Annotated in this window: 19 protein-coding genes; 12 read left to right on the forward strand and 7 right to left on the reverse strand. The window is 48.7% G+C overall.

What is annotated here, in order from left to right; all coding sequences use genetic code 11:
* Positions 1-7 precede the first annotated feature (7 nt).
* The 6 genes from EGH24_RS05995 to EGH24_RS06020 all read left to right on the forward strand — a co-directional run bounded on the left by EGH24_RS05995 (position 8) and on the right by EGH24_RS06020 (position 8279).
* A complete protein-coding gene (locus EGH24_RS05995) occupies positions 8-673 on the forward strand; it encodes an SLATT domain-containing protein (RefSeq protein WP_142979246.1) in 666 nt (221 codons plus the stop codon).
* 62 nt (positions 674-735) lie between these two features.
* A complete protein-coding gene (locus EGH24_RS06000; protein ID WP_142979247.1) occupies positions 736-2109 on the forward strand; it encodes a metallophosphoesterase family protein in 1374 nt (457 codons plus the stop codon).
* On the forward strand, positions 2106-4805 hold the full coding sequence (locus EGH24_RS06005; protein WP_142979248.1) for an AAA family ATPase: 2700 nt from the start codon (positions 2106-2108) through the stop codon (positions 4803-4805). Before EGH24_RS06000 ends, EGH24_RS06005 begins: the two co-directional genes overlap by 4 nt.
* Positions 4805-6022, forward strand: coding sequence for a DNA double-strand break repair nuclease NurA (locus EGH24_RS06010; RefSeq protein ID WP_142979249.1), 1218 nt, complete (start codon positions 4805-4807; stop codon positions 6020-6022). The genes EGH24_RS06005 and EGH24_RS06010 overlap by 1 nt, the downstream gene beginning before the upstream one ends.
* A gap of 4 nt (positions 6023-6026) precedes the next feature.
* On the forward strand, positions 6027-6650 hold the full coding sequence (locus EGH24_RS06015) for a hypothetical protein (protein ID WP_142979250.1): 624 nt from the start codon (positions 6027-6029) through the stop codon (positions 6648-6650).
* A complete protein-coding gene (locus EGH24_RS06020; protein ID WP_142979251.1) occupies positions 6651-8279 on the forward strand; it encodes an ATP-binding protein in 1629 nt (542 codons plus the stop codon).
* Here the strand turns inward: EGH24_RS06020 and EGH24_RS06025 are convergent.
* From EGH24_RS06025 to EGH24_RS06050, 6 genes are read right to left on the reverse strand one after another with little or no spacing between them, the layout of a single operon-like run.
* Positions 8271-8678, reverse strand: a complete 408-nt coding sequence (locus EGH24_RS06025) for a hypothetical protein (RefSeq protein ID WP_142979252.1) — start codon at positions 8676-8678, stop codon at positions 8271-8273. The genes EGH24_RS06020 and EGH24_RS06025 overlap by 9 nt on opposite strands.
* Positions 8675-10582: a type IV secretory system conjugative DNA transfer family protein gene (locus EGH24_RS06030; protein ID WP_142979253.1), complete on the reverse strand. Its 1908-nt coding sequence runs from the start codon at positions 10580-10582 to the stop codon at positions 8675-8677. Before EGH24_RS06030 ends, EGH24_RS06025 begins: the two co-directional genes overlap by 4 nt.
* Complete coding sequence (locus tag EGH24_RS06035) at positions 10579-11553, reverse strand: hypothetical protein (RefSeq protein ID WP_142979254.1); 975 nt, start codon at positions 11551-11553, stop codon at positions 10579-10581. Before EGH24_RS06035 ends, EGH24_RS06030 begins: the two co-directional genes overlap by 4 nt.
* The gene (locus EGH24_RS06040) at positions 11550-13688 is read right to left on the reverse strand and encodes a VirB4 family type IV secretion system protein (RefSeq protein WP_142979255.1); all 2139 of its coding nucleotides are present in this window, start codon (positions 13686-13688) and stop codon (positions 11550-11552) included. The genes EGH24_RS06035 and EGH24_RS06040 overlap by 4 nt, the downstream gene beginning before the upstream one ends.
* Positions 13688-14755, reverse strand: coding sequence for a hypothetical protein (locus EGH24_RS06045; protein ID WP_142979256.1), 1068 nt, complete (start codon positions 14753-14755; stop codon positions 13688-13690). Before EGH24_RS06045 ends, EGH24_RS06040 begins: the two co-directional genes overlap by 1 nt.
* The gene (locus EGH24_RS06050) at positions 14755-15087 is read right to left on the reverse strand and encodes a hypothetical protein (RefSeq protein WP_246057909.1); all 333 of its coding nucleotides are present in this window, start codon (positions 15085-15087) and stop codon (positions 14755-14757) included. Before EGH24_RS06050 ends, EGH24_RS06045 begins: the two co-directional genes overlap by 1 nt.
* Positions 15088-15364: 277 nt before the next feature.
* On the opposite strand from EGH24_RS06050, the gene EGH24_RS06055 reads away from it, so the two are divergent.
* Both EGH24_RS06055 and EGH24_RS06060 read left to right on the forward strand, forming a co-directional pair.
* Positions 15365-15820 (forward strand): hypothetical protein, encoded by a 456-nt coding sequence (locus EGH24_RS06055; RefSeq protein ID WP_142979258.1) that lies wholly within the window; start codon positions 15365-15367, stop codon positions 15818-15820.
* Complete coding sequence (locus EGH24_RS06060; RefSeq protein WP_142979259.1) at positions 15817-17775, forward strand: M48 family metalloprotease; 1959 nt, start codon at positions 15817-15819, stop codon at positions 17773-17775. Before EGH24_RS06055 ends, EGH24_RS06060 begins: the two co-directional genes overlap by 4 nt.
* Positions 17776-17933: 158 nt before the next feature.
* On the opposite strand, the gene EGH24_RS06065 is transcribed toward EGH24_RS06060, so the two are convergent.
* Positions 17934-18425, reverse strand: coding sequence for a hypothetical protein (locus tag EGH24_RS06065; protein ID WP_142979260.1), 492 nt, complete (start codon positions 18423-18425; stop codon positions 17934-17936).
* Between the two features lie 128 nt (positions 18426-18553).
* On the opposite strand from EGH24_RS06065, the gene EGH24_RS06070 reads away from it, so the two are divergent.
* The 4 genes from EGH24_RS06070 to EGH24_RS06085 all read left to right on the forward strand — a co-directional run bounded on the left by EGH24_RS06070 (position 18554) and on the right by EGH24_RS06085 (position 20774).
* On the forward strand, positions 18554-19531 hold the full coding sequence (locus EGH24_RS06070; protein ID WP_185903244.1) for a DUF932 domain-containing protein: 978 nt from the start codon (positions 18554-18556) through the stop codon (positions 19529-19531).
* Between the two features lie 187 nt (positions 19532-19718).
* Positions 19719-19946 carry a hypothetical protein gene (locus tag EGH24_RS06075; protein ID WP_142979261.1) on the forward strand — a complete coding sequence of 76 codons (228 nt, stop codon included), beginning with the start codon at positions 19719-19721 and terminating at the stop codon, positions 19944-19946.
* 5 nt (positions 19947-19951) lie between these two features.
* On the forward strand, positions 19952-20383 hold the full coding sequence (locus EGH24_RS06080; RefSeq protein ID WP_142979262.1) for a hypothetical protein: 432 nt from the start codon (positions 19952-19954) through the stop codon (positions 20381-20383).
* Positions 20384-20546: 163 nt separating this feature from the next.
* Positions 20547-20774, forward strand: coding sequence for a hypothetical protein (locus EGH24_RS06085; RefSeq protein ID WP_142979263.1), 228 nt, complete (start codon positions 20547-20549; stop codon positions 20772-20774).
* Positions 20775-20781: the final 7 nt, after the last annotated feature.

The raw sequence follows: 20781 nt of genomic DNA on the forward strand, positions 1-20781 counted from the left end.
TTTCTAAATGAGCGATAATAGTTTTGACTACGAGAGACATGAACGTCTGCGTGAAAGAGTGGCAAACGAAGCGGACAGCGTTCTTTGGACTTTCAAAGCTTATTATGTCGGAGCAGATTGGTATTCAAGATGGGACCGACGATCTGATTGGGCAGTTTTTGGCATAGCTGGTCTACTGACAGTTACATTGATCTGGGAAGTATTCCCAACAGTAGTTCCGATTGCATTGGCTATCACCACTGCCGTAGTTGCAGGGTACCAACGGATGGCAAATCCTGGTGATACTGCAGAGAATTATTATCGTGCTGCTCACGCCTACCAACGTCTCTTTGATGAGTTCCGCGACTATATATTGTTAGAACTTGCAGACGAAGAAGTTGGTTTAGAACAGATGGAGCAAAGATATCGGGAACTTGCTTCAAGACGAAGGAACCTCAATGAGGATATGCCAGAAGTCACTGACAGATGGTTCAATGAATTAGATGATTCAATCTACGATGAGGTAGGGACACACGAACGGGCTAAAGAACGGCTCACAGGTAAAGCGAAATTAACTGAAACAGCGTCCAATCGTGACCTCGATGACTCTGTAAAGAATCGGATTGCTGGAGAAGCAAAGTTGGGTGAAGAAAAAATAGATCAGGAGCAACCAGGCGAGGGGAAGACATCATGAGTACATCAAATATCCATTGCGACATGGCAATGATATAACAAACAGGGGGAGGATTACAAATTATGTCGAACTCAAATCAAGGTCCGCGCTTCGTTCACCTTTCGGATGCACATATTGGTCACCGGCAGTACGGTGTGAAGAAGAGAAGGGATGACATGTTTATGTCGTTCAATACCTCGATTTATGAGGCTGTTGAGAAGTCTGATGTGGACTTCGCTGTGTTTGGCGGTGATTTGTTTCATAATAAGGATGTGAATGCTCGTGCTTTGAGTGATGCTGAGGAGGGTCTTTCTCGTTTTGAGGATGCGGGTGTGCCTGTTGCGGCTGTAAGAGGGAATCACGATGCTAATTTGTACAAGGAGGATTTGAACTGGCTGGAGTATCTTCATAGCCGTGGGAAACTGATTCTGTTGGAAGCTGATCTTGGCGACGAGGATGCAAGCTTTGAGAAGCATGATTTCGATGATCCGGGTACTTCGTCAGGCTTTGTTGATTTGAATGGTGTCCGTGTTTTTGGAGTTCAGTACTTGGGTCAGAGAACATCTGATAATCTTGCTAAGGTTGCTGAGGCGATTGAACAGGTGAATGAACGGGAAGGTGAGCCCGAGGCTACGGTTCTAATCGGTCACTTCGGGGTCGAAGGTCATATCCCTGGAATGAGTGGTGGTATCTCGTTCAATGCTTTGGAGCCTGTTGAAGAGGCTGTGGATTACCTTGCTCTCGGTCACCTACACAAAAAGTACAGTCACGGCAACTGGCTGTTCAATCCGGGCTCCTTGGAAGCTCACGATACACGACAAGCGAGATGGGATCTCGGCTACTTTATCGTCGATGTTGAGGACGGCAATATTGACTCGGAGTTCCATAAGTCGAAGCGGAGACCGTTTTTCGAGATAAGTTTCGAAGTCGATGCACACGACTCGCCTGACGAACTTGAGTCAGCGTTTGCGGAACAAGTGGAGCACAGTCTTTCGAATCTTGACAAGGTTCAGCAGAAACCTCATTTCCAGCGATCCGGGGAGAACCGTGATCCGGTGATTGATCTCAGGTTGGAGGGCTTGCTACAGTTCAGCCGTTCCAGACTCGATACCGGTGAATTAAGAGATATTGTTGAGGAGAAGACCGGTGCTCTGTACGTCAATCTTAATGATGCAACGGAGTCGAAGGAGACTGCGAGCATTATCCAGGAATTGGATGGTGGCGAAGATGCAGTGAGGGATGAGCAAGGTCAGATTGACCGTGGCAAACTTGAGTCAGCTGTCTTCCAACGGTTGGCAGGGCAGGACTCCCAGTACGGTGAGAAAGAAGAGGATGTTGCGGAGACATTGAGTGTGGTCAAGAAGAGTGTTGTAGCTGGCGAGAACCCAGAGTCTGTTGCTGAGACAATTAAGAAACGCCGCAGAGACCTTTTCAGTCAAGGAAGTGATCAGGAATGAAGATTACCAACGTAGAACTATCCAACATCAAGAGTTACGACGATACTATCAACGAGATTGATTTCCGTCCCGGAGTAAACGCGATTATCGGGCAGAATGGCTCAGGTAAATCTACTATTCAGGAAGCAGTTGGATTTGCCTTGTTCGATTACCTGGATACAAAAGTTAGTCAAGGCGACTTTGTCCGGAACGGCGAGAATTCGGGTAAAGTCCGGGTGACATTTGTTTCGAATAAGAATGGGGAGGAGTATACCGTTGAGAGAGGTGCAAAGCGGTCAACCTACCGTGTTATCCGTGAATCCGATGGTAATGAGTTAGATCTGTCTGATAAGGAGGAAACGCTGGGTTGGCTGAAGGAACACTTGGGTATCCCTGAAGAGACTGAGCTTGAGACGCTGTGGCAGTCGAGTATAGGGGTTCCTCAGACCAAGTTTACGAATGATTTTGCGAAGACTCCAAGAAAGCGTGAGAAGGTTTTCAACCCATTGCTGGAGGTTGATGTATACGATGATGTCTGGGAGGATCTTCGGGATGTGAATAATGTTATTGAAGACGAAATTAACGAGCTTGAAAAAGATATTGAGGGTTTAGAGGCTAAGGTTGAGGACTTGGATGAGAAGAAAGAGGAGTTCGAGGAGTTGGAGCAGGATATTGAGGAGAAACAGGAAGAGTTGGAAGAGCTCAAAGACGAGAAAGAGGAGTTGGATGACCGCGAGGAAGAACTGGAAGAGTTGGAGGAGGAGATATCTGATTTAGAGGACGAAATCGACAAGAAAGAGAATACTATTGAGGATAAAAAGGATAATCTGGAGGACGCTGAGGACGCGTTGGAAGAGGCTGAAGACGCTCAAGAGGCTGTTGAGGAAGTTGAGGATGAGTACGAAGAGTACGAGGAGAAGGATGATAAGTTGGATGACCTTCGTGATCAGGAGGACGAACGAGATGATATCCAGGACAAAATAAACGAGTTGGAGAAGAAGCAGACCAAGCTCCAACAGCAAGTAGAGAACCTGAAAGATGATGTATCCGATGCTGAGGAAGCTGAGGAGAAGATGGAGGAGCTTGAGGATGATGTTGAACGGCAAGAAGAGTTAGAAGATAAGCTGGACGACATCAAAGATAAGCAAGATGAAATAGACGAGAAGGAGGACGATTTGGATGATGCGGAAGATGAGTTAGATGAGCTTGAGGATGAGATTGAGGAGTTGGAGGAAGAGATATCTGATATTGAGGATCTTAAAGAGACTGCTGACCAGTTGGATGAATTAGAAGAGGAGGAGCAGGATCTACGGGATGAAATGTCTCGTTTGGAAGGTCGTATCGATGATCTTGTGGAGGCTATTGAGACGTTGGAGGATACTGAAGAGGCTGAGTGCCCTACCTGTGGACAAGATCTTGACAGTGAGCATCGGAGCAGTGTTCTTGATGAGAAACGGGAGGAGAAGTCCGATGCTGAAGACCGGATTTCTGAGATAGAAGATGAGTTGGAAGATCTTGAGGATGAAATCGAGGAAGCTGAGGAAGCCGAAAAAGAGGTTAACCGGCTGCCTGACCTCAACGATAATCTCGATGATTTGGAAGATAGCCGAGACGACAAAGAAGATGAGATCGACGATTTAGAGGAAGAGATCGAGGAGTTGGAGGAAGCAATCGATGAAAAGGAAGACCTCGAAAAAGAGTTAGAGGAGCTTGATGATCCGAAGAGCGACTATCAGGAGGCGAAAGCCACCTACAAGAACAACAAGGACGCTGAAGACAACCTCGAAAAGGTTGAAGAAGAGCTTGAGGAGGTAGAAGACGAGATCGATGAAAAAGAGGAAGAGTTGGAAGAATTCCAAGGTCTTGACGAAGAGATCGAGGAGATTGAGGAGCGGTTGGATGAGTTGGAGGATGACCACGAGACCTACCTCAGTAAGAAGGAGACTGCTGAGAAGGTTGAGGATCGCCAGGAGAAAGTTGAAGCTATCGAGAAGAAGATCGAGGAGTTGGAAGACGATGTTGACGAGTATGAGGGAACTCTCGAAGAGTTAGCAGAAGAGTTCGATGAGGAAGAATATGAAGAGGTGCAGGATCGGATTGAGGAGGTTCACGGCAAGATCAACAAGCTCGATGGTAAAATTGAGACTAAGCAGGATAACTTGGATGATTTAGAAGATGAAATCAGTGAGATGGAGGAGCAGAAGGAGGAATTAGAGGAGAAGCAGCAGGAGCATGAAGCCTTGGAGAATGATCATGAGTTCGGTGAGTTTGTCCGGGATAGTATGCAGGAAGCCCGTCCATTGATCACTGAGATACTGGTTAAAGAGATCTCTACAGAAGCAGATCGAATCTACCGGCAGCTTCGAGGGACAACGACGGAGCAGCTGGAGTGGAGAACGGATTACGAGATCGTTATCAAGGAAAATGGTGAGGAAAAAGAGTTCCACAAATTGAGTGGCGGGGAGCAGATGAGTGCTGCTCTGGCTGTGAGATTGGCTATTCTCAAGCTGTTGAGTGACGTGGATATTGTGTTCCTGGATGAGCCTACAGCCAATCTTGATGAAGAGAAGAGAGTGAACTTGGTTGACCAGTTGCAGGAACTGGAAGGGTTTGAACAGCTTACTGTTATCAGCCACGATGACACCTTTGAATCCGTGACAGAGCACGCTATAACGCTTGAAAAAGTGGACGGTGCGACTGAGGTGGTGAGTGACTAATGCCGCTTTATCGTGACCGTGTTGCTGAAGAATTGGAAGGTAAAAAGGCTGAGTTCACTGGTAAGGCGATTAATCAGAAGGCAGTTGAGGAGTTTCAAAGTGCTGCGCAGGGCCTTACGTCTGAGTTTTCGTCGGAGGATATTCGAGAAGCTCTTCAGGAGTATGATTTGCCGAGTGCTTTGCCAACTGAGGAGTACAGTGAAAATGGTGACTTGGTGGTTTCATTTGGGGAGAGTTCTGAGTGGGAGTCGCACGAGGCGGTGAATAATTGGGCGAAAGAGAATATTCGCGGTGTTACTACTGTTGCAGCTGATGGGTCTCAGATTGATCCTGTTACTGAGTTTGAGCAGCCTGTCGGTCTTGTTCAGGCTGTTTGGATAGGTAATAATCATACTGAGGACGGTGATTATGTGAGGGATGTGGAAACAAGGGTTCTCTCACCCGAGGATATTCTCTTTGAGGATCCGAATACAGGTCATATCCAGGTGGATAACGAGGAGGTGCCACTGTCAAGGTTTGAGACTGAGATGGAGGTATTGGAAAAGCAGATTAAGAAACACAGTGATGAGAGCGAGCCACCGGTTGTTCTCTATGATGGACCTCTTATCATGTCGTTTGCTCAGATGTTTGATCAACCTGTCAGGGAGCGTTACGGTGAGGCTCTTGCCCGTGTTCTGGCAGCCAGTAAGCATCACGGAGTCCCTGTTGTGGGGTATACAGCCGGTTCTAAAGCCAGTGATTTTGCGAAGATGATTCAGAAATTGGATTTGATCGATGCAAGTAGTTCTGTACGTGACTATCAGATTTTTGAGGAGATGACTGAAAACTGGGGTGACAGAACTATTCTATTTAATTCGAGGAGGGATAACTCGTTGAACCAGCTTCAGACGACTTACCACGGTGTTGATTATGATTTCTCGGAGCGGATTCTGTTCTCTTATATGAAGATTGGAAGCGGTCCGCAGTTAGACCGGCTTGATCTTCCTAAGTGGGTTTTAGAGGAGGACTTGGTTAGTCATGTGATGTCCGTGATTCGTTCCGAATGTGGTGTTGGGCGTGGTTACCCTGAGATTTTGCAGGCGGCAGATGCGGATGCGGTTATCAGTCGTCAGGATCGTGAGGAGTTCCTGAGAATGTATCAGGACTTCTCAGATGAAAACGATATTGAGTTGAGATGGAATAACAAGGCTTTGTCAAAGAAGCGGAGGAGAAGATAATACTATGACACTGAAAAATAACATCGAGATCGGTTCAGTTGTAGGATCAAACTCTCACATAGACTATGTCGGAGAAATATATACGGAGACGATGCGGGAGAACCCGCCGGAACCTACCGACTTTGAGTTCGGGCAGTTCGTGTATGTTTCGAAGGAGGTGCAGGGACAGCAACGGGCGTTTGTCGGTATCATCTACGACACGCAACTTGTGGATCCGGATCAGGGTAGGAGTGGACCGCGGCTTGCTCAACCGGATGAGCAGAATATCTTCCAACCAAGTTATGTGGATGAAAAGCAGGTTCTCACCGGTATAGTGCTTTTAGGTCATGCCAAGGTGGAAGATGGAGAGCTGGTGGATCCTGAACATTCGATTCCTCGTTGGACGCTTGAGATTGATGATGTTGTGCAGAAACTCTCTGATGAAGCTGTAACCCGGTTCCACGAGGTTGATGGAGAAGTACGGCTGGAATACTACCAGCGTATTGTTGATGTTGCTGGAGGGTTTGCTGAGGATATTCTTAGCCAGGTCTTGACTCATCTTAAGCAGGAGAAGCCGGGAGAAGCGGATGCGTTGGATGTGATCCAAAAGAATCTGGAGTGGCAGACTAAGATGGGGGGTGTTGAGTAAATGGTAATTGGAATTGTCTCTAAGCCAGGGGAAAATACGAATGAGTTTGTAATCGTTACTCCTGACGATACAGAGATTAAGACTGGTGAGTTCGTCTACTACAAGGGTGATGTAGAGGTTCAAAATGATGATGGCAGTGTTGTGGAACAGGAGAAGAAGATTTTCGCCCGTGTTACGGGGCGTGAGCAGCAGCGAGGGTTCCCTGATCAGTTCATGGCTGATCCCGGTGTGTCCCCGGATGCTGTAGCTCGAAAACTTGGTATCTCTACTGAGGGAGTCGATCTCTACAATATTACTGCGACGGTTATCGGTTACTACGATGAGAAGCTGAATGATTTCACGAATCCGCGTATTGTACCGAAGCCGGGAACTGAGATTAGGTTAGCGTCTGATTCGGATTTAGAGGAGTATCTTACTGAGGCTGTCCCTGAGGAGGGTTCGGCGTTTATCGGTGATTTGATTCATCGTCCTCCGGAGCAGACTGAGATCCACTTACCGATTGATGCCTTTGCTTCGACTCATCTCTCTGTGCTGGCGTCAACGGGCAGCGGCAAGTCGTACACTGCATCGGTACTGATTGAGGAGATGATGCAGCCTGATTCACGGGCAGCAGTACTGGTATTGGATCCACACGGAGAATATGGATCTCTGAAGCAGATGGAGGAAGGCGAAAAGTTCCAAGATGGTGATTATGCTCCTGAGGTGCAGATTAAGCGACCGGAAAGTATCCAGATCCGGATCAGTGAGCTTTCCTTAGGCGATTTGTTCTCAATCATCGACGATCCTTCGGATCCACAGGAACAGGTTCTTGCGGAGGCTTGGAACCAGCTTCAGTCTGAGGAAGACGACTATATTTCTATCAATGATCTTCAGAATAAGGTTGAGGAGGTTGGTGATGAGAAGGATCTTGAGAGCAGTGCTCGTGCGTTAGATTGGCGGATAGACAAGGCTCTTGACCGAGACTTGTTTGATCACAGCAACCACCTGTCACTTTCGGAGCTGTTGGAGCCTGGTCAGTGTACGGTACTTCAGTTGGATACAATGGATCAGCGCGATCAGCAGATGATGGTCAGTGTGTTATTCCGTAAAATCAATCAGGAACGTGTAGCACACGAGAAAGGACGAGAATCTGAACTGGAGTTCCCTGTTTTCGGACTCTTAGAGGAAGGGCACCGTTTTGCACCGGCTGACGGTGATGCCCGGTCACTGCCAGTTCTCAGCACTATTCTGAGTGAGGGTCGTAAGTTCGGAGTCGGTATCGGAATAATCAGTCAGCGTCCAAGCAAGATCGACGACGATGTGCTGTCACAGTGTAAAACTCAAATCATCATGCAGATTCAGAACCCGTTGGATCAAGACGCTGTAAAGAAAGGTGTCGAGGATGTCGGCGAGGATCTACTTGATGAACTACCCGGACTAACACCCGGACAGGCAATCATCGCTGGTGACAGCGTCAACACACCATTCCTCTCCCGAATCAGAAACCGCTACACAGAGCACGATGCCGAAAGCTTAGAAGCCACAAAACTCTGGCAGGAAAGCTGGAAAGAGCAACAACGGGAGCCTGACGGAATGGCTGAGCCAGAAGACGAAGAAGGTGCTTCGAACCGAGATCAGCCGTTAGATTAGCTCCTGCACCTGATCGCGGAACACCTCGAATTTTTTCTCCAACTCTTCTATTTGCTTCTCTAACCCGTGGATTTTCTCGACAAGTTCGTTGTGGCTCAGATCATCGTATTCGTCTATATGTTCTCGCTCCGATTCCTTCAGGTGCTCCTCTCCTTTTTCGGTTAGTTCTGCTTGTTTGGGGTGTTGGAAGACTCGTTTTTGTCCGTTGATGGTTCGTTCTACGGTTCCTTCGGGTTTTGTGACTTCGATGAGTCCTAGATCTTCGAGTTTTTGGAATGCGTAGGTGACGTGGTGGTTTTCGTGGGTGGTGGCTGAGGTGATTTTTTGTACGTCGTTGTTGCCTTGGTGGATTTGTTGGAGGATTTGGTGGTCTTTGTCTCTGAGTTCTGGAGTGGTCATTGGTTTTCTTGGAGGACGCACTGTGTTTCGAGTTCGGTACAGAATCCGTCGTTGTCGCGGTAGAGGCAGAAGTTTTCGAGGTCTTCCCGGTCGTTGTGACTGAGTTCGGGGCACTCGTTTTCGACTTGGTCTCGTGTTTCGAGGGTGTCTTCGGTGAGTTCGAGGATTCGGTATTCCCCTGTTTTGAGTTGTTCTGTGTTGGTTACGGGTTCGCCGTCGGTGGTGTAGTGGCTGTAGGTGCCGTGTTCGTCTTGGTGTTGGTTGCCGTGGCGGTTGACGGGGTCGGAGAGAATGTTTTCGAGTTTGGCGGCGTTTCCGTTTTCGACGATGTAGAAGACTTCTCGGTCTTGTTCTATTCCTCTTTTCAGGTTTTTCAGGACTTTGCCTGGTTTGGATAGTGTGCTGTGTTCGGCTTCAAGATGTGCCAATTCATCATCGGGTAGGTGTACGTGTCCGTCGGGTTTCTCTTCGCTTTGTCCTTGGTGTAGGAGGTTGACTTGGAAGCCGCGTTCTTCCAATTGTTTCTTGGCTTCTGCGAGGAGTTCTTGATGTTTTTCGCCGCCGGCGTTGGCTTGTTTGCCGAGTGATTGCTGTATCTCGATGTTTTGTCCGGGTTGGGAGGCGGTGTGTTGTTTCTTGATCTGGTCTACTTTGTCTCTGTCTGTGTTCCAGGGTGGGTAGGTGTCGAAGGTGACGGCTTGTGACTGGTTTTCTTGTGATGGTTTTTGGATTGCTGCCCGGTATTTTCCGAGTGCTGTCAGGGTGTCTTTGTTGAGTCCTTGAAGCATTGCGGCGATCCGGGCTGTGTTGTCGCTGCCGCTGGGGTTGAATATGATTTTGGTGCGGCAGTTGTTGGTGACTGCTCTCCGCATTTCGGCGGTGAGTTGGTGGAGGTATTGTGTGGCGAGCCAGCAGCCGAGCCGGTATTCTCGTGCTTCGCTGAGTATTTTGGTGAAGTTGCTGCCTTCTCCTGCGAAGTTTTGGAGTTCGTCGATGTAGAGGTAGAACGGTGTTCGCTGCTGGATGGGTTGTGTGATCCGGCTTTGTGCTGCTGCCCAGATCTTGGTGATTACGATGGAGCCGATGAGTTGTGAGACTGTTTCGCCGACCTCTCCTTTCTGAATATCGACGAGTATGATCTTCTCGTTGTTAACGGCTTCTTGGAAGTCGAACCCGGATTCCTCGGCTCCGATAACCCGTCTGATAGTTGGGTTCATGACGAAGTCGTTTAGTCGGCGTTGGAGAGGTTCCATTTCGTAGCTGGACATATCCTCCTTGACGCGGACGAGTTGTTCTCGGATAACCGGGTCTTCGGTGGCGTCAATCAGCTTGGAGAGTTCCTCGCTTTGGGTGACACAGTGAAATACGTCGATTAGTGTTTTGCCGGCGTCGTGGCGGATGTTTTGGTTGAGGTGGGCTCGAAGCAGTGTTTCGAGTACTCTGCCGAACTGATCTCCCCAGTTCTCGCTTTGTCTTTTGAATAGGTCGATGAGATCGGAGACGATGATCTCTTTCTGGCTTTCCCTTTGTGCCGTGGTCATATCCTCGGTGAGCTGTGGTTCTAAGACGTTGACTGGTGTTACGGGTTGCTGGGCAGGATTAATGTAGATGATGTCGTCCAACCGGTGTTCGGGGAGTTTGGCGATGAATTCGTCTATGAGGTCGCCTTTCGGGTTGATGATGCCGAGTCCGTATCCCTTCTCCGCATCCTGCAAGGCGACATGCGTCAGTAACTGACTTTTGCCGTAGCCGGTTGGTCCGATGTTGAGAACGTGTGTCAATCGTTTCGTATCTTCGATGCCGATGTTTTCTTCGACGCCGAAGCTGCTGGTACGGGTTCCGAGGTAGGTCAGTGCCTGGTCTCCGCTATTCTGTATCAGTTTCTTTACTTCTTCTGGTGTCATGGTTTGCTGTCTGGGATGTTCTGCTGGCTGCGGTCTGGGATCGATACGAGTGCTGCGAGCTCTTCGGTTGAGGTGTGGAAGCGTCGGTGCCAGGAACTGAATCTACGCTGCCGGACTGCGGAGGCAAAGTCGAGGATGCGGCTCTGCAATGTGTGGATGGTTACGGCGTTGAGGTACTGCCCTGTATCCGGGTTTTCGTAGATGTTGAATGCACCAGCCAGTTCCTTCACGCGGCTTGGCGTGTACTCCTTGCTGTTGATGAACAGGAGTCGGATAGAGGTGTAGAATCGGGTGGTACCGGCTTTGCGTTCTACGGCGTCTGCCTGTTGTTTTTCACGGGGTGTTGGTGATCGACTGTTCCACAGCTTCTGTTTCTCTTTCCTGAGGTACCCGATGCGCTGGTATGTCCGCCGGTTCCTGTACCACCGCCTCACAGGTTTGCCGGCAACCGGTTTGAACAGTACTTGGATCACTGCCTGCGTGTTCTGCATGGCGTGACGGTGCAGTGCTCCAACCAAACTGTTGGTCGGTGGCTGATCGTAACCGGTCTGTAGAGGATACCAATCTCTTCTCCCCGAGGTGAGTATGCCGCCGCCGACCGAGTCACCTTCTGTCACCAGGAGCTGGTTGGTTCCCTCGGAGAGTTGGATTCCGTCGAGTTCGTTTTTGATTTGGCTTCGAACCTTTCGTTCAAGTCTCCTGCTCGGAACTGAGAACTGTATCTGTATGTTTTCGGGTGTGTGGCGTCGGATTTCGAATGAAATGGTTGGTGAGGTGTTCTTGAGTCCGAGCCAGCTGGTCTGGAGTTCGGTGATGCCTTTTATGAAGGTGTCCAGTGTTTCCGGGTGGTCGGCGTTGGGACTGGTTTTGACTTGGACGGTGTGCCAGCCACCAACCGGTTTAGACAGTTCTTCCGCCTGTGTTTCGGTCAGGGTTGTGTAGCAGGGCAGGAGGCGTTTTACCGGGTTCATGCCTGTTCGCCTCCCTGTATGACTGCGTGTTCTTGTGGCGTGGATTCGACTCTGAGCCGTGTTTTGATTCTGCCGGAGACGTGGAGTAGTGCTTCGCTGTACGGTGATTCTGTCCCGGTTCGTAGTTCGTATAGTTCCTGTTTTTCGCGTTGTGACAGGTTGAAGTAGTCTACTACTGATTCTGGGACTCTGTCGTGCCGCATGAAGATTTTGCCGGGCATGTTGTCGAGGATTTCTCGTCCTTCCCGGCTGTGAGTGAAGTGTGAGGCGTTCTGCGTGATCAGGGTGATTGCGGTGTTGGTGTCACGTCCTTCGAGAACAAACTGGTTCAGGACCCTGCGACCGTCCTCATCGTTGAGTAAAATACGGGCTTCATCAACGAGAACAAGTGTCCTTTCTTGGTCTTGGCTAACGCTGCTGTAGACTTGTTCGACGGCGTCGGTCAGCAGTTCGACGTTCTCGCTTTGCCCACGCTCACTTACTGATAGACAGGTGGCTTGATTATCGAGACTGTAATCTGTGGTTTCTTCGAGTGTTTCTACGTTGCCGCCGAGTGATTGGATTAGGTGTTTGTATTCCTGTTTGGGATCGACGACGATGATTTTCAGGTCTTGGTAGATGAGTGCGGATCGCAGCAGTTCGATCTTGGCGGCGTAGCTTTTGCCGGAGCCGACTGCTCCCATTCGTGCCATGCTGTGGCTGCTCCAGTTGAATCGGTTGAGGAGTACCGGGTTGCCGCTGTAGGTGTCTGCGCCGTAGATGATGCCGGTGTCTTCGGTGTTTTGTGTGGCGAAGGGGAAGCCTGCGGCTGCGCTGCTGGATGGGACGAGCAGTGAGTGGTTTAACGGGTTTCTGTACAGCGGTGAACTGGTTTTGTAGGCTTGATCGGTTCTGAGAACCGGTTGACTGTATTCGAATCTGAGTGTGTCTAACCGGTTGCACACCTTTTCGAAGGTTTGCCCCGCCCTCTCCTTCTTCGGGTGGTGAACGGTGAGGTATGCGCTGTATTCGACGGGATGTGCTTCTTTCTCCGCCAGCAGGTTGAGGAACTGGTTGGCGTCTTCGAGCAGTGATTCAAGTTTGTTGGTTCCTCTGTGTCCGCCGGCGAGCAGCGAGTCGATCTCCGCATTCAGTTTTTCCGCGACCCGGTTCAGTTTCTTGACTGCTTTACTGGTGTTACACGGTTCAATCACTTGGACGGTGTCAACCATGCCACGGATTCGAAGCAGCTGTACTGGCCACGCCAAGTCAATTTTAGACGGGTATTCGTCCAGTTGAATCGTCTTCCTGTACTGACCGCCCTGTGTTGTCCACTGTGGCGACGGATTCGGCGTAGTGTGTTTCTCGGCGGATGTGAATTGGGTTAGTTGGGTGTCTGTGAGGCGTTCTGCGTTGAGGTCTGAGGTGTTGAGTGCTTCCAGTACTTCGCGGCATCGGCTATCGAGTTCGCTTCGCAGTGCTTCGTCATTCTCCGATTTGACGCCGTCTCCGAGGTACTCGCTGTATTTTTCTTGTAGGAAGCTGAGTCCGTCTTGTTCGACGTGGACTACGATGTAGTGCTGTGTCAGGGTCAGCTCTTGATTCTCGAACTCTTCGCAGAACTCGACGTAGTCAGTTTTCAATAGTTCGCTGCTGGATTCGCAGCTTTCCAAGTGGTCGAGGTATTTGTCGAGATCTAACCGTTTTTGCCGTGAGTGGATTTGAACTGGGTAGTTCACCGTCTCGATGAACTCTTGGTACAGGTTGTGGACTGCTCCCTGCTCGGCACCGGTCTTCAAGTCGAGATTGGTGGGCTCTATCCTGATGACTGTGCCCAGTCCGCCTTCCCCGGTTCTGAACGCGTTTTCTTCGACCTCACCCGTCAATGAATCCGAGCTGTCTGCTTTCTTCTCCAACTGCCTCTTTCCGATCAGCCAGCGTGCGGTGTGGAAGACGTGACCGTCTAACGGGCGTCCGTATGGTTTCCAGAAGAACCATACAAGGCTGATCAGTACTCCGGCGGCGATCCCGACCAGGTTTTGGGTGAGGACGCCTGGAACCAGTGGTAGGGAGATTCGAGCCAGGTCTTTGGCTTTGATTCTGCCGAACAGCCGCATCGGGACTTCGAGGTCTCCTGGCATCCAGACCGGCTTCATCAGTCGTCACCTCCGACAACCGAGTCTCTGTAGTCTGGTTTGTTTCCGTGCTGTTTGAGGCGTTCCTGCCGGTAGCGATGCCAGTCTCTCTGCCGTTTCTCGCGGCGTTTCGCGCGTTTCCGTTTTTTCCAACGTGTTTTGACGCTGCCTGTGACTGCGTATGCTTGTCCGACGACGGCTTGGCTGGCTCCGTAGAGTTGGTAGGGTACGAGGATCAGGAGTACTGCGGAAGCCATTCCGAATATCCAGTTTGCGATGGATTGTCCGAGGTTGGCTCCTTGTCCTGACATCAGTGTGAATGTGAATTTGAGGACGATCATGTCGAGCGGTGCCATCATCAACGCGGTGAACCAGCCGGCGATGAACGAGTCGGCGTAGCGTTTGACTTTCGGCAGGCTCCATCCCAAAGCGAGTAACGGGCTGATGGCGGCGATGAACATCAGGTAGGCTGATCGGACTACGAATATCAGGACAACAACCAGCAACAGCCATGAATTGATGACCCAGACGATGGCGATGGTTGCGGCAGTCCCGTACATCTCACCTATCGAAGTCTCCAGTATATCCGGTCTGAACGCGTAGGTCAGTGCGTTAGCCAAGTCAATCTGATACTGGAGCAGCGGCAAAGCTACTGAGGCGAATACCAGTGCCGCGATCACACGCGGAAGAATTATCCTGACCTCCCGGTAGCTCACACCGAGGACAGGACCGATCATATGCAGTAAGCCGGCAGCCATGAACGCCAAGGTCGCCAACAGGTATGAGATCAAAAGTGATTGCTGGTAGACCTCTTCGACGGCAGGGTTCGGGTATACATCCGGCGTATGCAGTAGTAGGGTGGCGAGGATCGAGACCAGCATGTTCAACAACGCGAGGAAAGGATCGAACAACACTGATCTTACAACGCTTTCCAGTGTTTCATCCCAGCTGTCGGTGAAGCTGCTGAGTTCGTCAAACAGGTTATCAATCGAATCAGCTATCCCACCGTTGTCTGTGTCTGTTTGAGCCGTTGCTGGGGTCGAACAGAGGAGAACCACCGCTGCCAAGATGAAGAGGTGTTTCTTCATCAGCAGATTGCACCTCCCATCTGAGAGACAAGGTAGGAGACAATCATATTGGCAGACAACAGCAGGACTACACCGATGAACACGTTCTTGGCTACACCTTTCCCACGTCGAGTCCAGTCTTCTCCCGGCAGCATCAGAAAGATACCAGCCGTCAGGAACCCGATAGTGCCGATACTGACACCTGCGAGGAAGGCAAGTTCACCGAGGCTGTGAAGCAAATTGATTAACGGTGAAAGCGAGTCGGGTGGTGTGCAATCCAAGCTGCTGTGTGCTGCTGCTACAGGCTGGACGATGAGCAGAACCGATGCGAGTGCCGGTGAGAGCGTTGCCACTCTCCGAACTATTTTACTGGACATGTCTGTCGTTGACCTCCAAGCCCTGTTTCAAGGCTGCAAACCGCGTCTCACAGCCATTCTATGGGGCTTGGCAGGCTGGACTAAGGCTGGGATTATGATAATTAAAACTAATTTATGGCTCTGGAACGGGTTCGATTTTTAGAAACAGTTGAATGACAGAAGAAGGGGTTGGTAGAGAGATAGGGTTAATCCGGAAAAGTCAGTTCATTGGATTTGCATAATGGTTATTTGATGACATGGTTTGTTTTGGGGTATGGATGTTGATTATGAGTTGATTAGGACTCGGGAAGTTAGGTCGCAGAAGAAGATTAATTTTCCTGACAAGGTTCAGCGTAATGTTTCCTTTGAGCACAGAGCACATGGAGAGTCTGTTGAATGGCATTATGAGGAGAATGAGGGTGTGGCTGTCATTTCAAATGATAGGTTGAGCGACGAGAGATATGTTCATATCAAGCGAGCGAACGTGATGGATGATGGTGTTAATATACGCCCTCCAAATGACCTTATCGAAGATCTTAGCAGACCTATCTACAAAGGTATGACTACTGTTTATTTGGCGCATGAGGATATGCTGGAAGGTGATATCAGGTCGGTTTATCTTTTGACCGAGAGTCAGGCATTTACTCTAATTGGTGAAAGAACGGATGACTCAAAGGAGCTGAGGGAAGTACTGTCAAACACACCAAGGTTCCTACCTATCCCGGAATGAGAATCAGCAGACAAGTATGGAGTCCTGAAAACACGTTTAATGAGGCTGCTGAATCTAAACTAACTGGTTCTTTCGGAGAGCCTGATGAAGAAGGAGATCTGCTGAAATGGTCTCAAAAAAAATTGCTTGGTCTACACCGTCAGGAAATCGTTTTCAATACTGGTGAGTGTGAAGTTACGGTAAGTACTGAGGCAAACCGGTTTCTGTATTTCCTTGTTGTAGGTCTTCCATTGGTGTTTTCAGCTTTATTGTTGTCCTCGAACTTTGGCTTGGGCGGTATTCGAGTAATATTTTTGTTCTTGATTTATGCAGGTGTCTCGTATTGGCTGTTTACTCCTGGTCGTATTGAGTGTTTAGAGGAGCTTGCTATTTTGTCAGAACAAGAAGATAATTCATTGCCTTTCCTATTGATAGGCAGTGGACTTCTCTTGATGTGGTATAAGTTTCAAATTTTATATCCAACCGGTTTAGTTAGCAGGTTTATGATACTTATATTTATTATTTTCTTGGGCTATTCCCTCAGCTATAATTTGATTCCGTTTGTTTCGGTGAATCCTGGTTTGAGAATCTTAGCGACACCTGTCACAGCCCTGTTTTGGTTGATGATCCCACCAATTCTCTTCGTTGTCTTTGCATTCCAACCAGGTTATTTATATCTCAAATCTAATTTCCATCAGTCTATTTTCCAGAATATGACTTTGACGAGGTATAATGCGAGTATAATTACAGATATGTATGGTAGTATTCCTTCGATAGAGGCTATTGATCTCTTGGTGGCTCAGAGGTCTTTAGAATTTTTCATGATTATGATTTTGTTGATTATATTAGTATTAGTTTTGATGGCTGTTCAGGCTAAAAGACAACTTTCCAGTTTTAATTCGATTAATGTCACTAGTTTTGAATCTTCAAAGCTGAGATCGGCTGCTTTTGCCGTATTTTTCACTTCAAACATTGCAGTCTTGGTGACGGTGATACCGGCTGCTGCTATCCTATTTTACGGTGTTTTTGAACAGTTTCCTTTCAGTGGAATTGACCTGTTATACACTCAGGCGTTCACATATCAACCGCTTGAGTTTCAGATAGAGACTGCACGCTTTGTGAACAATACGTCTGTTACTGAACCGGTGATGATTGAAGAGTCGAGACAGATTCAGCCGGAGGAATTAGTAGCTGCGAGTTATGAGGTTCTTGATACGGCATTTAGGAACTCTGAGTTCCTTCCTCCGCGTGTTCTGTCTATCTCGTTCTTCGGTTTTTTGTTTGCACCGCAGATATTGCTTGGGAACTACTGGATGTACAGTTTATACTCAGGTATTCGAGAAAAGTTTGGGCTACTGTTGAAGGCTGAGCAACTGGAAAGAGATTCAGACGTTGTTCCAGAGGATATTCAAGTACTGGTTATTGAAGAAGAACAGTCATCCGTTCTTGTCAACCCAATGTCTCTCCTATTTGGCTGGAGAAATTATATACTCATCAACAGGTCTGTAGAAAAAGAGCTTACATCCGATGAGCTGGATGCTGTATTAGCTCATGAAGTATACCATATCAACCATCAGGATTTGAAAGTCAACGCAGCGGCAAAGATCATATCTTTAGGATTTGGCGGCTCTAATGCTTTACTCGCCTTCTATGATTATCCGAAGATCGAGGAAGAAGCAGATGATTACGCACGAAATAAAATAGGGGCAACTGCCACTATCGTAGCAATCGATAAGATGGATATCCTCGCCCAACGATCTTCCGGTAAAACGATACCAGGCTTGTCGCCCGGCTTTGTCGATACCCCAGAGTTCATACAATCCGGTTGGAATTCTCTTTCAGGAATAAGAACGACACTGGATGAATACAGCAGTTCACCGTATAAACTGTTGTTCGGAAAAGTTATTCTCCACACTGCCCACTTGGAACCAAGAGAACGGATAGCACGAATCAGACAGAACAGTCAAGATGAATAACCAAAATATCCTCTACGATCAGTTCGACAGGATTGCCGCCAATAGTGATCCATGATTGTTGTTAACGTACCGATAAAACTTCTATTGGAAGGTTAAGCTATTAGTTGTTCTCTTCCTACTGTTCATTTCGTTCAGGTCTTCCTAACTGATTCCGAGTGTTATGGGTGTATTTGATTTATTTCTGCTTCGAGTCCGTATTCTTCTAGTGCTGTTACTGCGTCTTCTGCCCGTTCAAGACCATCTTCACGATCAAGATCGTATGTGTTAATCTGCCATTGGCTTTCTGTCCCTGGAACGTACTTGATTTCTGTTCCTGGTGTGCCTGGTAGATCAGTTTCAGGTACATCTGGTTCTTCTATTTCTACACTACCTGTAACATTCCTGTAGACAAGTGATGCTGGGTCTTCTTTTCCTTGGATTACGTCCTGTATTTCGTCTCCTGCGATGTGGACGAAGAAATTGTCGTCAGAACCAAGTTGTCCCAGTAGTTCATCTATTGCCTCTTCAGGTGTTTCTCCAGAAGTAGTCATGCCATTTGTGCGGTCTGAGTCTATTCTGGCTTGGTATCCTGTTACGTTGTATCCGGCGGTTTCAAGAGCTTTTTGTCCTTGTTGTAGGTTATCAACCAGTTCTGTTCTAATATCTATCATATTTCACTAATACATAACAAATATTATAAATATTGGAAAGATATCATCGGAAACCGGGTGTATCGGTTGATACCTACCGGTTAGTATCTGTGTTCTTGGTAAGAGGTGGTTCACGAATTAGATCTGATGTGTATGTTTTCGATGGTTTGGACGAGCTTTACGAAACTGCGGAAGAGTTGCCGGTGGTTGATCGGCATGATGTCTATGCTCATCATGAAGGGAGTGATGAGTGGGAGGAGGTGCCGTACCGTGACAGTTTGTGGACTGATGATGGTAGGACGACGGGTGTGGTTTCCAGCAGTGAGGATTTCTACAATATTATTCAATACGGGGATGTGTTGGAGACGGTTGGTGATGCCATTGATCGCCACGGTATCGAACCTTCTGGCAGAGTGTCCGTCTCTCCGACCGCGCATAAGATGAGTGCGTCTGTCGAGTTCGATGGAGCCACGGTTTATGCTTCGCAGGATGATCCTGTTGATCTTGGACTCCAGATTCAGACTGGGCACAGCGGGTTCCACGGGTTGAAGTACGATATTGGTGCGGAACGGCAAGTATGCAGTAACGGGATGACGGCTTTCATCTCCGAGCTCGGATTCGAGCAGACCCACGGTGAACCATTTCAGCCCGGCTTGGCGTACAACGCTGTTGACGCTGTGGTTGAGTCGCCGGCGGAGATCGAGCAGCGACTAGCACAGGCACAGAACCGAGAACTATTCAACCAGGATGAAGCCCTGCTGGTGTTGATGGAGTCAGGGATTGACCGGTATTTGGAGAATCCTGTTCCGGATTTGTTGACGGCGATGCAGGACGAGGTCAGTGATCCGAATTCTCCGACGCTTTGGGAGACGTACAACGCTGCCACACGCGCACTGACACACTACACCCATGACGTGCCGGATTACGAGGTTGCGGAGGGATTGGAGAAGGCTGCTCAGCTCTTGGAGGATGGTACGAACAGTATTCCTGATCCTGAACGGCTTGGTGAACAGGTTGTCAACAATCGTTCCCGCCAACTGATCGAACACGGTGACTCGGAGCCGTACTGGCCTGAAGAAGAGCAAACCCTGAGAGAATTGATGCAAGAACACGAACTCACAGCATAAACAGAGGTGATACAAATCATGTCAATAAATAATAGATCTGACCTAGGAGGCGAAACGGAAAATCTTGGAGAACCGGTGCAGGTGACCTACAATCACTGATTACGACGATGAGGAGCCAATAGCGGCTTGGGAAGCTGCTTTCCTACCAGACTGGGAGTGGGAAGCTTACGACAAGGAAGACGACGACGTGTACTTCGGACGAGTTAAATCTCCGAATACGTACGGCAGCTGGGAATACGGCTACTTCACCCAGACCCAGCTCGAAAAGGCTGGGGCTTACCGAACCGATCTTGATCCAGATGATGAGGAACCGTTGTTCCCGGATGGCGGCACTGTCGAGGAAATCGTCGGCGTCTACGAAACCGAGTTAGAAGCACTGCTCGAAAAAGAGGGTGAGTACCGATTCGACGAGTAGACGACGTGATCGAAGAGTACACTGATGAGAAAATGTTTGTCGAGGAGAGGAAGCCGTACTGGTTGAATCTTACCGGTGGCACCAGTTTCTCCGGGGAACTACGGTTTGAACTGGAGAACTACTTTCCAGAAGCCCATTACAAGCAAGCCGTTGACAACGCAATGGATAAAGAGGAAGAGATTCGCCCGGATGGTGGCAGCTTGACGCAGTATTACTGGAGTGGAGAAGACGGGATCGTATACCATACAGAGACCAGCGGAGGAATGGTCGATCCGTTCTTCAACACTGTAGAAGAAGCCGAACAATACTTCGAAACACTCGCCGACACACACGGCAAAAACCAGTACGAAGGCTTAGTACTTCGAAAATCAGGAAACCGGAAAGTCATGGAAGCCACAGACGTACTCACCGAACAATCCGGCTTAACAGACTGGTGAAACACCGCCAATCCAAGAATCGGTAGACGAGTTTGGTAGAACACTCGGAGAACAAGTCAGAGACCAAATTCTCCGAGAATACCAACTCAACGAACAAAGCCACGTCCTCGAACAAGAATACAGCTCAGACGTAACCCATCAAGACGGCAACCTCCCCTACAGAATGCAGATCACCTACGAAAACGGCGGCCCCAGCTACCAAGTCAACGAATACTTCCCACACCTCCACTACAAAGCCGCAGCCACCTTAGCAAACCAAAACTACGACCAACTAATCAAATGGGGCAATGAATACGATTCGCTTCAAGAGGCAGATCCAAGCTCGGAACCGCTGGAGAAATTGGCTGCGAGAGGTGCTAACTCAGATATCGGCGATCTCGATATTTTCTGAGGTAACT

The sequence above is a fragment of the Halonotius terrestris genome (assembly GCF_006861665.1).
In the GTDB taxonomy this organism is placed as follows: Archaea; Halobacteriota; Halobacteria; order Halobacteriales; family Haloferacaceae; genus Halonotius; species Halonotius terrestris.

Coding starts and splice junctions, on each gene's coding strand:
- EGH24_RS05995 (WP_142979246.1), top strand. CDS start 8: ATGAGCGATAATAGTTTTGACTACGAGAGACATGAACGTCTGCGTGAA.
- EGH24_RS06000 (WP_142979247.1), top strand. CDS start 736: ATGTCGAACTCAAATCAAGGTCCGCGCTTCGTTCACCTTTCGGATGCA.
- EGH24_RS06005 (WP_142979248.1), top strand. CDS start 2,106: ATGAAGATTACCAACGTAGAACTATCCAACATCAAGAGTTACGACGAT.
- EGH24_RS06010 (WP_142979249.1), top strand. CDS start 4,805: ATGCCGCTTTATCGTGACCGTGTTGCTGAAGAATTGGAAGGTAAAAAG.
- EGH24_RS06015 (WP_142979250.1), top strand. CDS start 6,027: ATGACACTGAAAAATAACATCGAGATCGGTTCAGTTGTAGGATCAAAC.
- EGH24_RS06020 (WP_142979251.1), top strand. CDS start 6,651: ATGGTAATTGGAATTGTCTCTAAGCCAGGGGAAAATACGAATGAGTTT.
- EGH24_RS06025 (WP_142979252.1), bottom strand. CDS start 8,678: ATGACCACTCCAGAACTCAGAGACAAAGACCACCAAATCCTCCAACAA.
- EGH24_RS06030 (WP_142979253.1), bottom strand. CDS start 10,582: ATGACACCAGAAGAAGTAAAGAAACTGATACAGAATAGCGGAGACCAG.
- EGH24_RS06035 (WP_142979254.1), bottom strand. CDS start 11,553: ATGAACCCGGTAAAACGCCTCCTGCCCTGCTACACAACCCTGACCGAA.
- EGH24_RS06040 (WP_142979255.1), bottom strand. CDS start 13,688: ATGAAGCCGGTCTGGATGCCAGGAGACCTCGAAGTCCCGATGCGGCTG.
- EGH24_RS06045 (WP_142979256.1), bottom strand. CDS start 14,755: ATGAAGAAACACCTCTTCATCTTGGCAGCGGTGGTTCTCCTCTGTTCG.
- EGH24_RS06055 (WP_142979258.1), top strand. CDS start 15,365: ATGGATGTTGATTATGAGTTGATTAGGACTCGGGAAGTTAGGTCGCAG.
- EGH24_RS06060 (WP_142979259.1), top strand. CDS start 15,817: ATGAGAATCAGCAGACAAGTATGGAGTCCTGAAAACACGTTTAATGAG.
- EGH24_RS06065 (WP_142979260.1), bottom strand. CDS start 18,425: ATGATAGATATTAGAACAGAACTGGTTGATAACCTACAACAAGGACAA.
- EGH24_RS06085 (WP_142979263.1), top strand. CDS start 20,547: ATGCAGATCACCTACGAAAACGGCGGCCCCAGCTACCAAGTCAACGAA.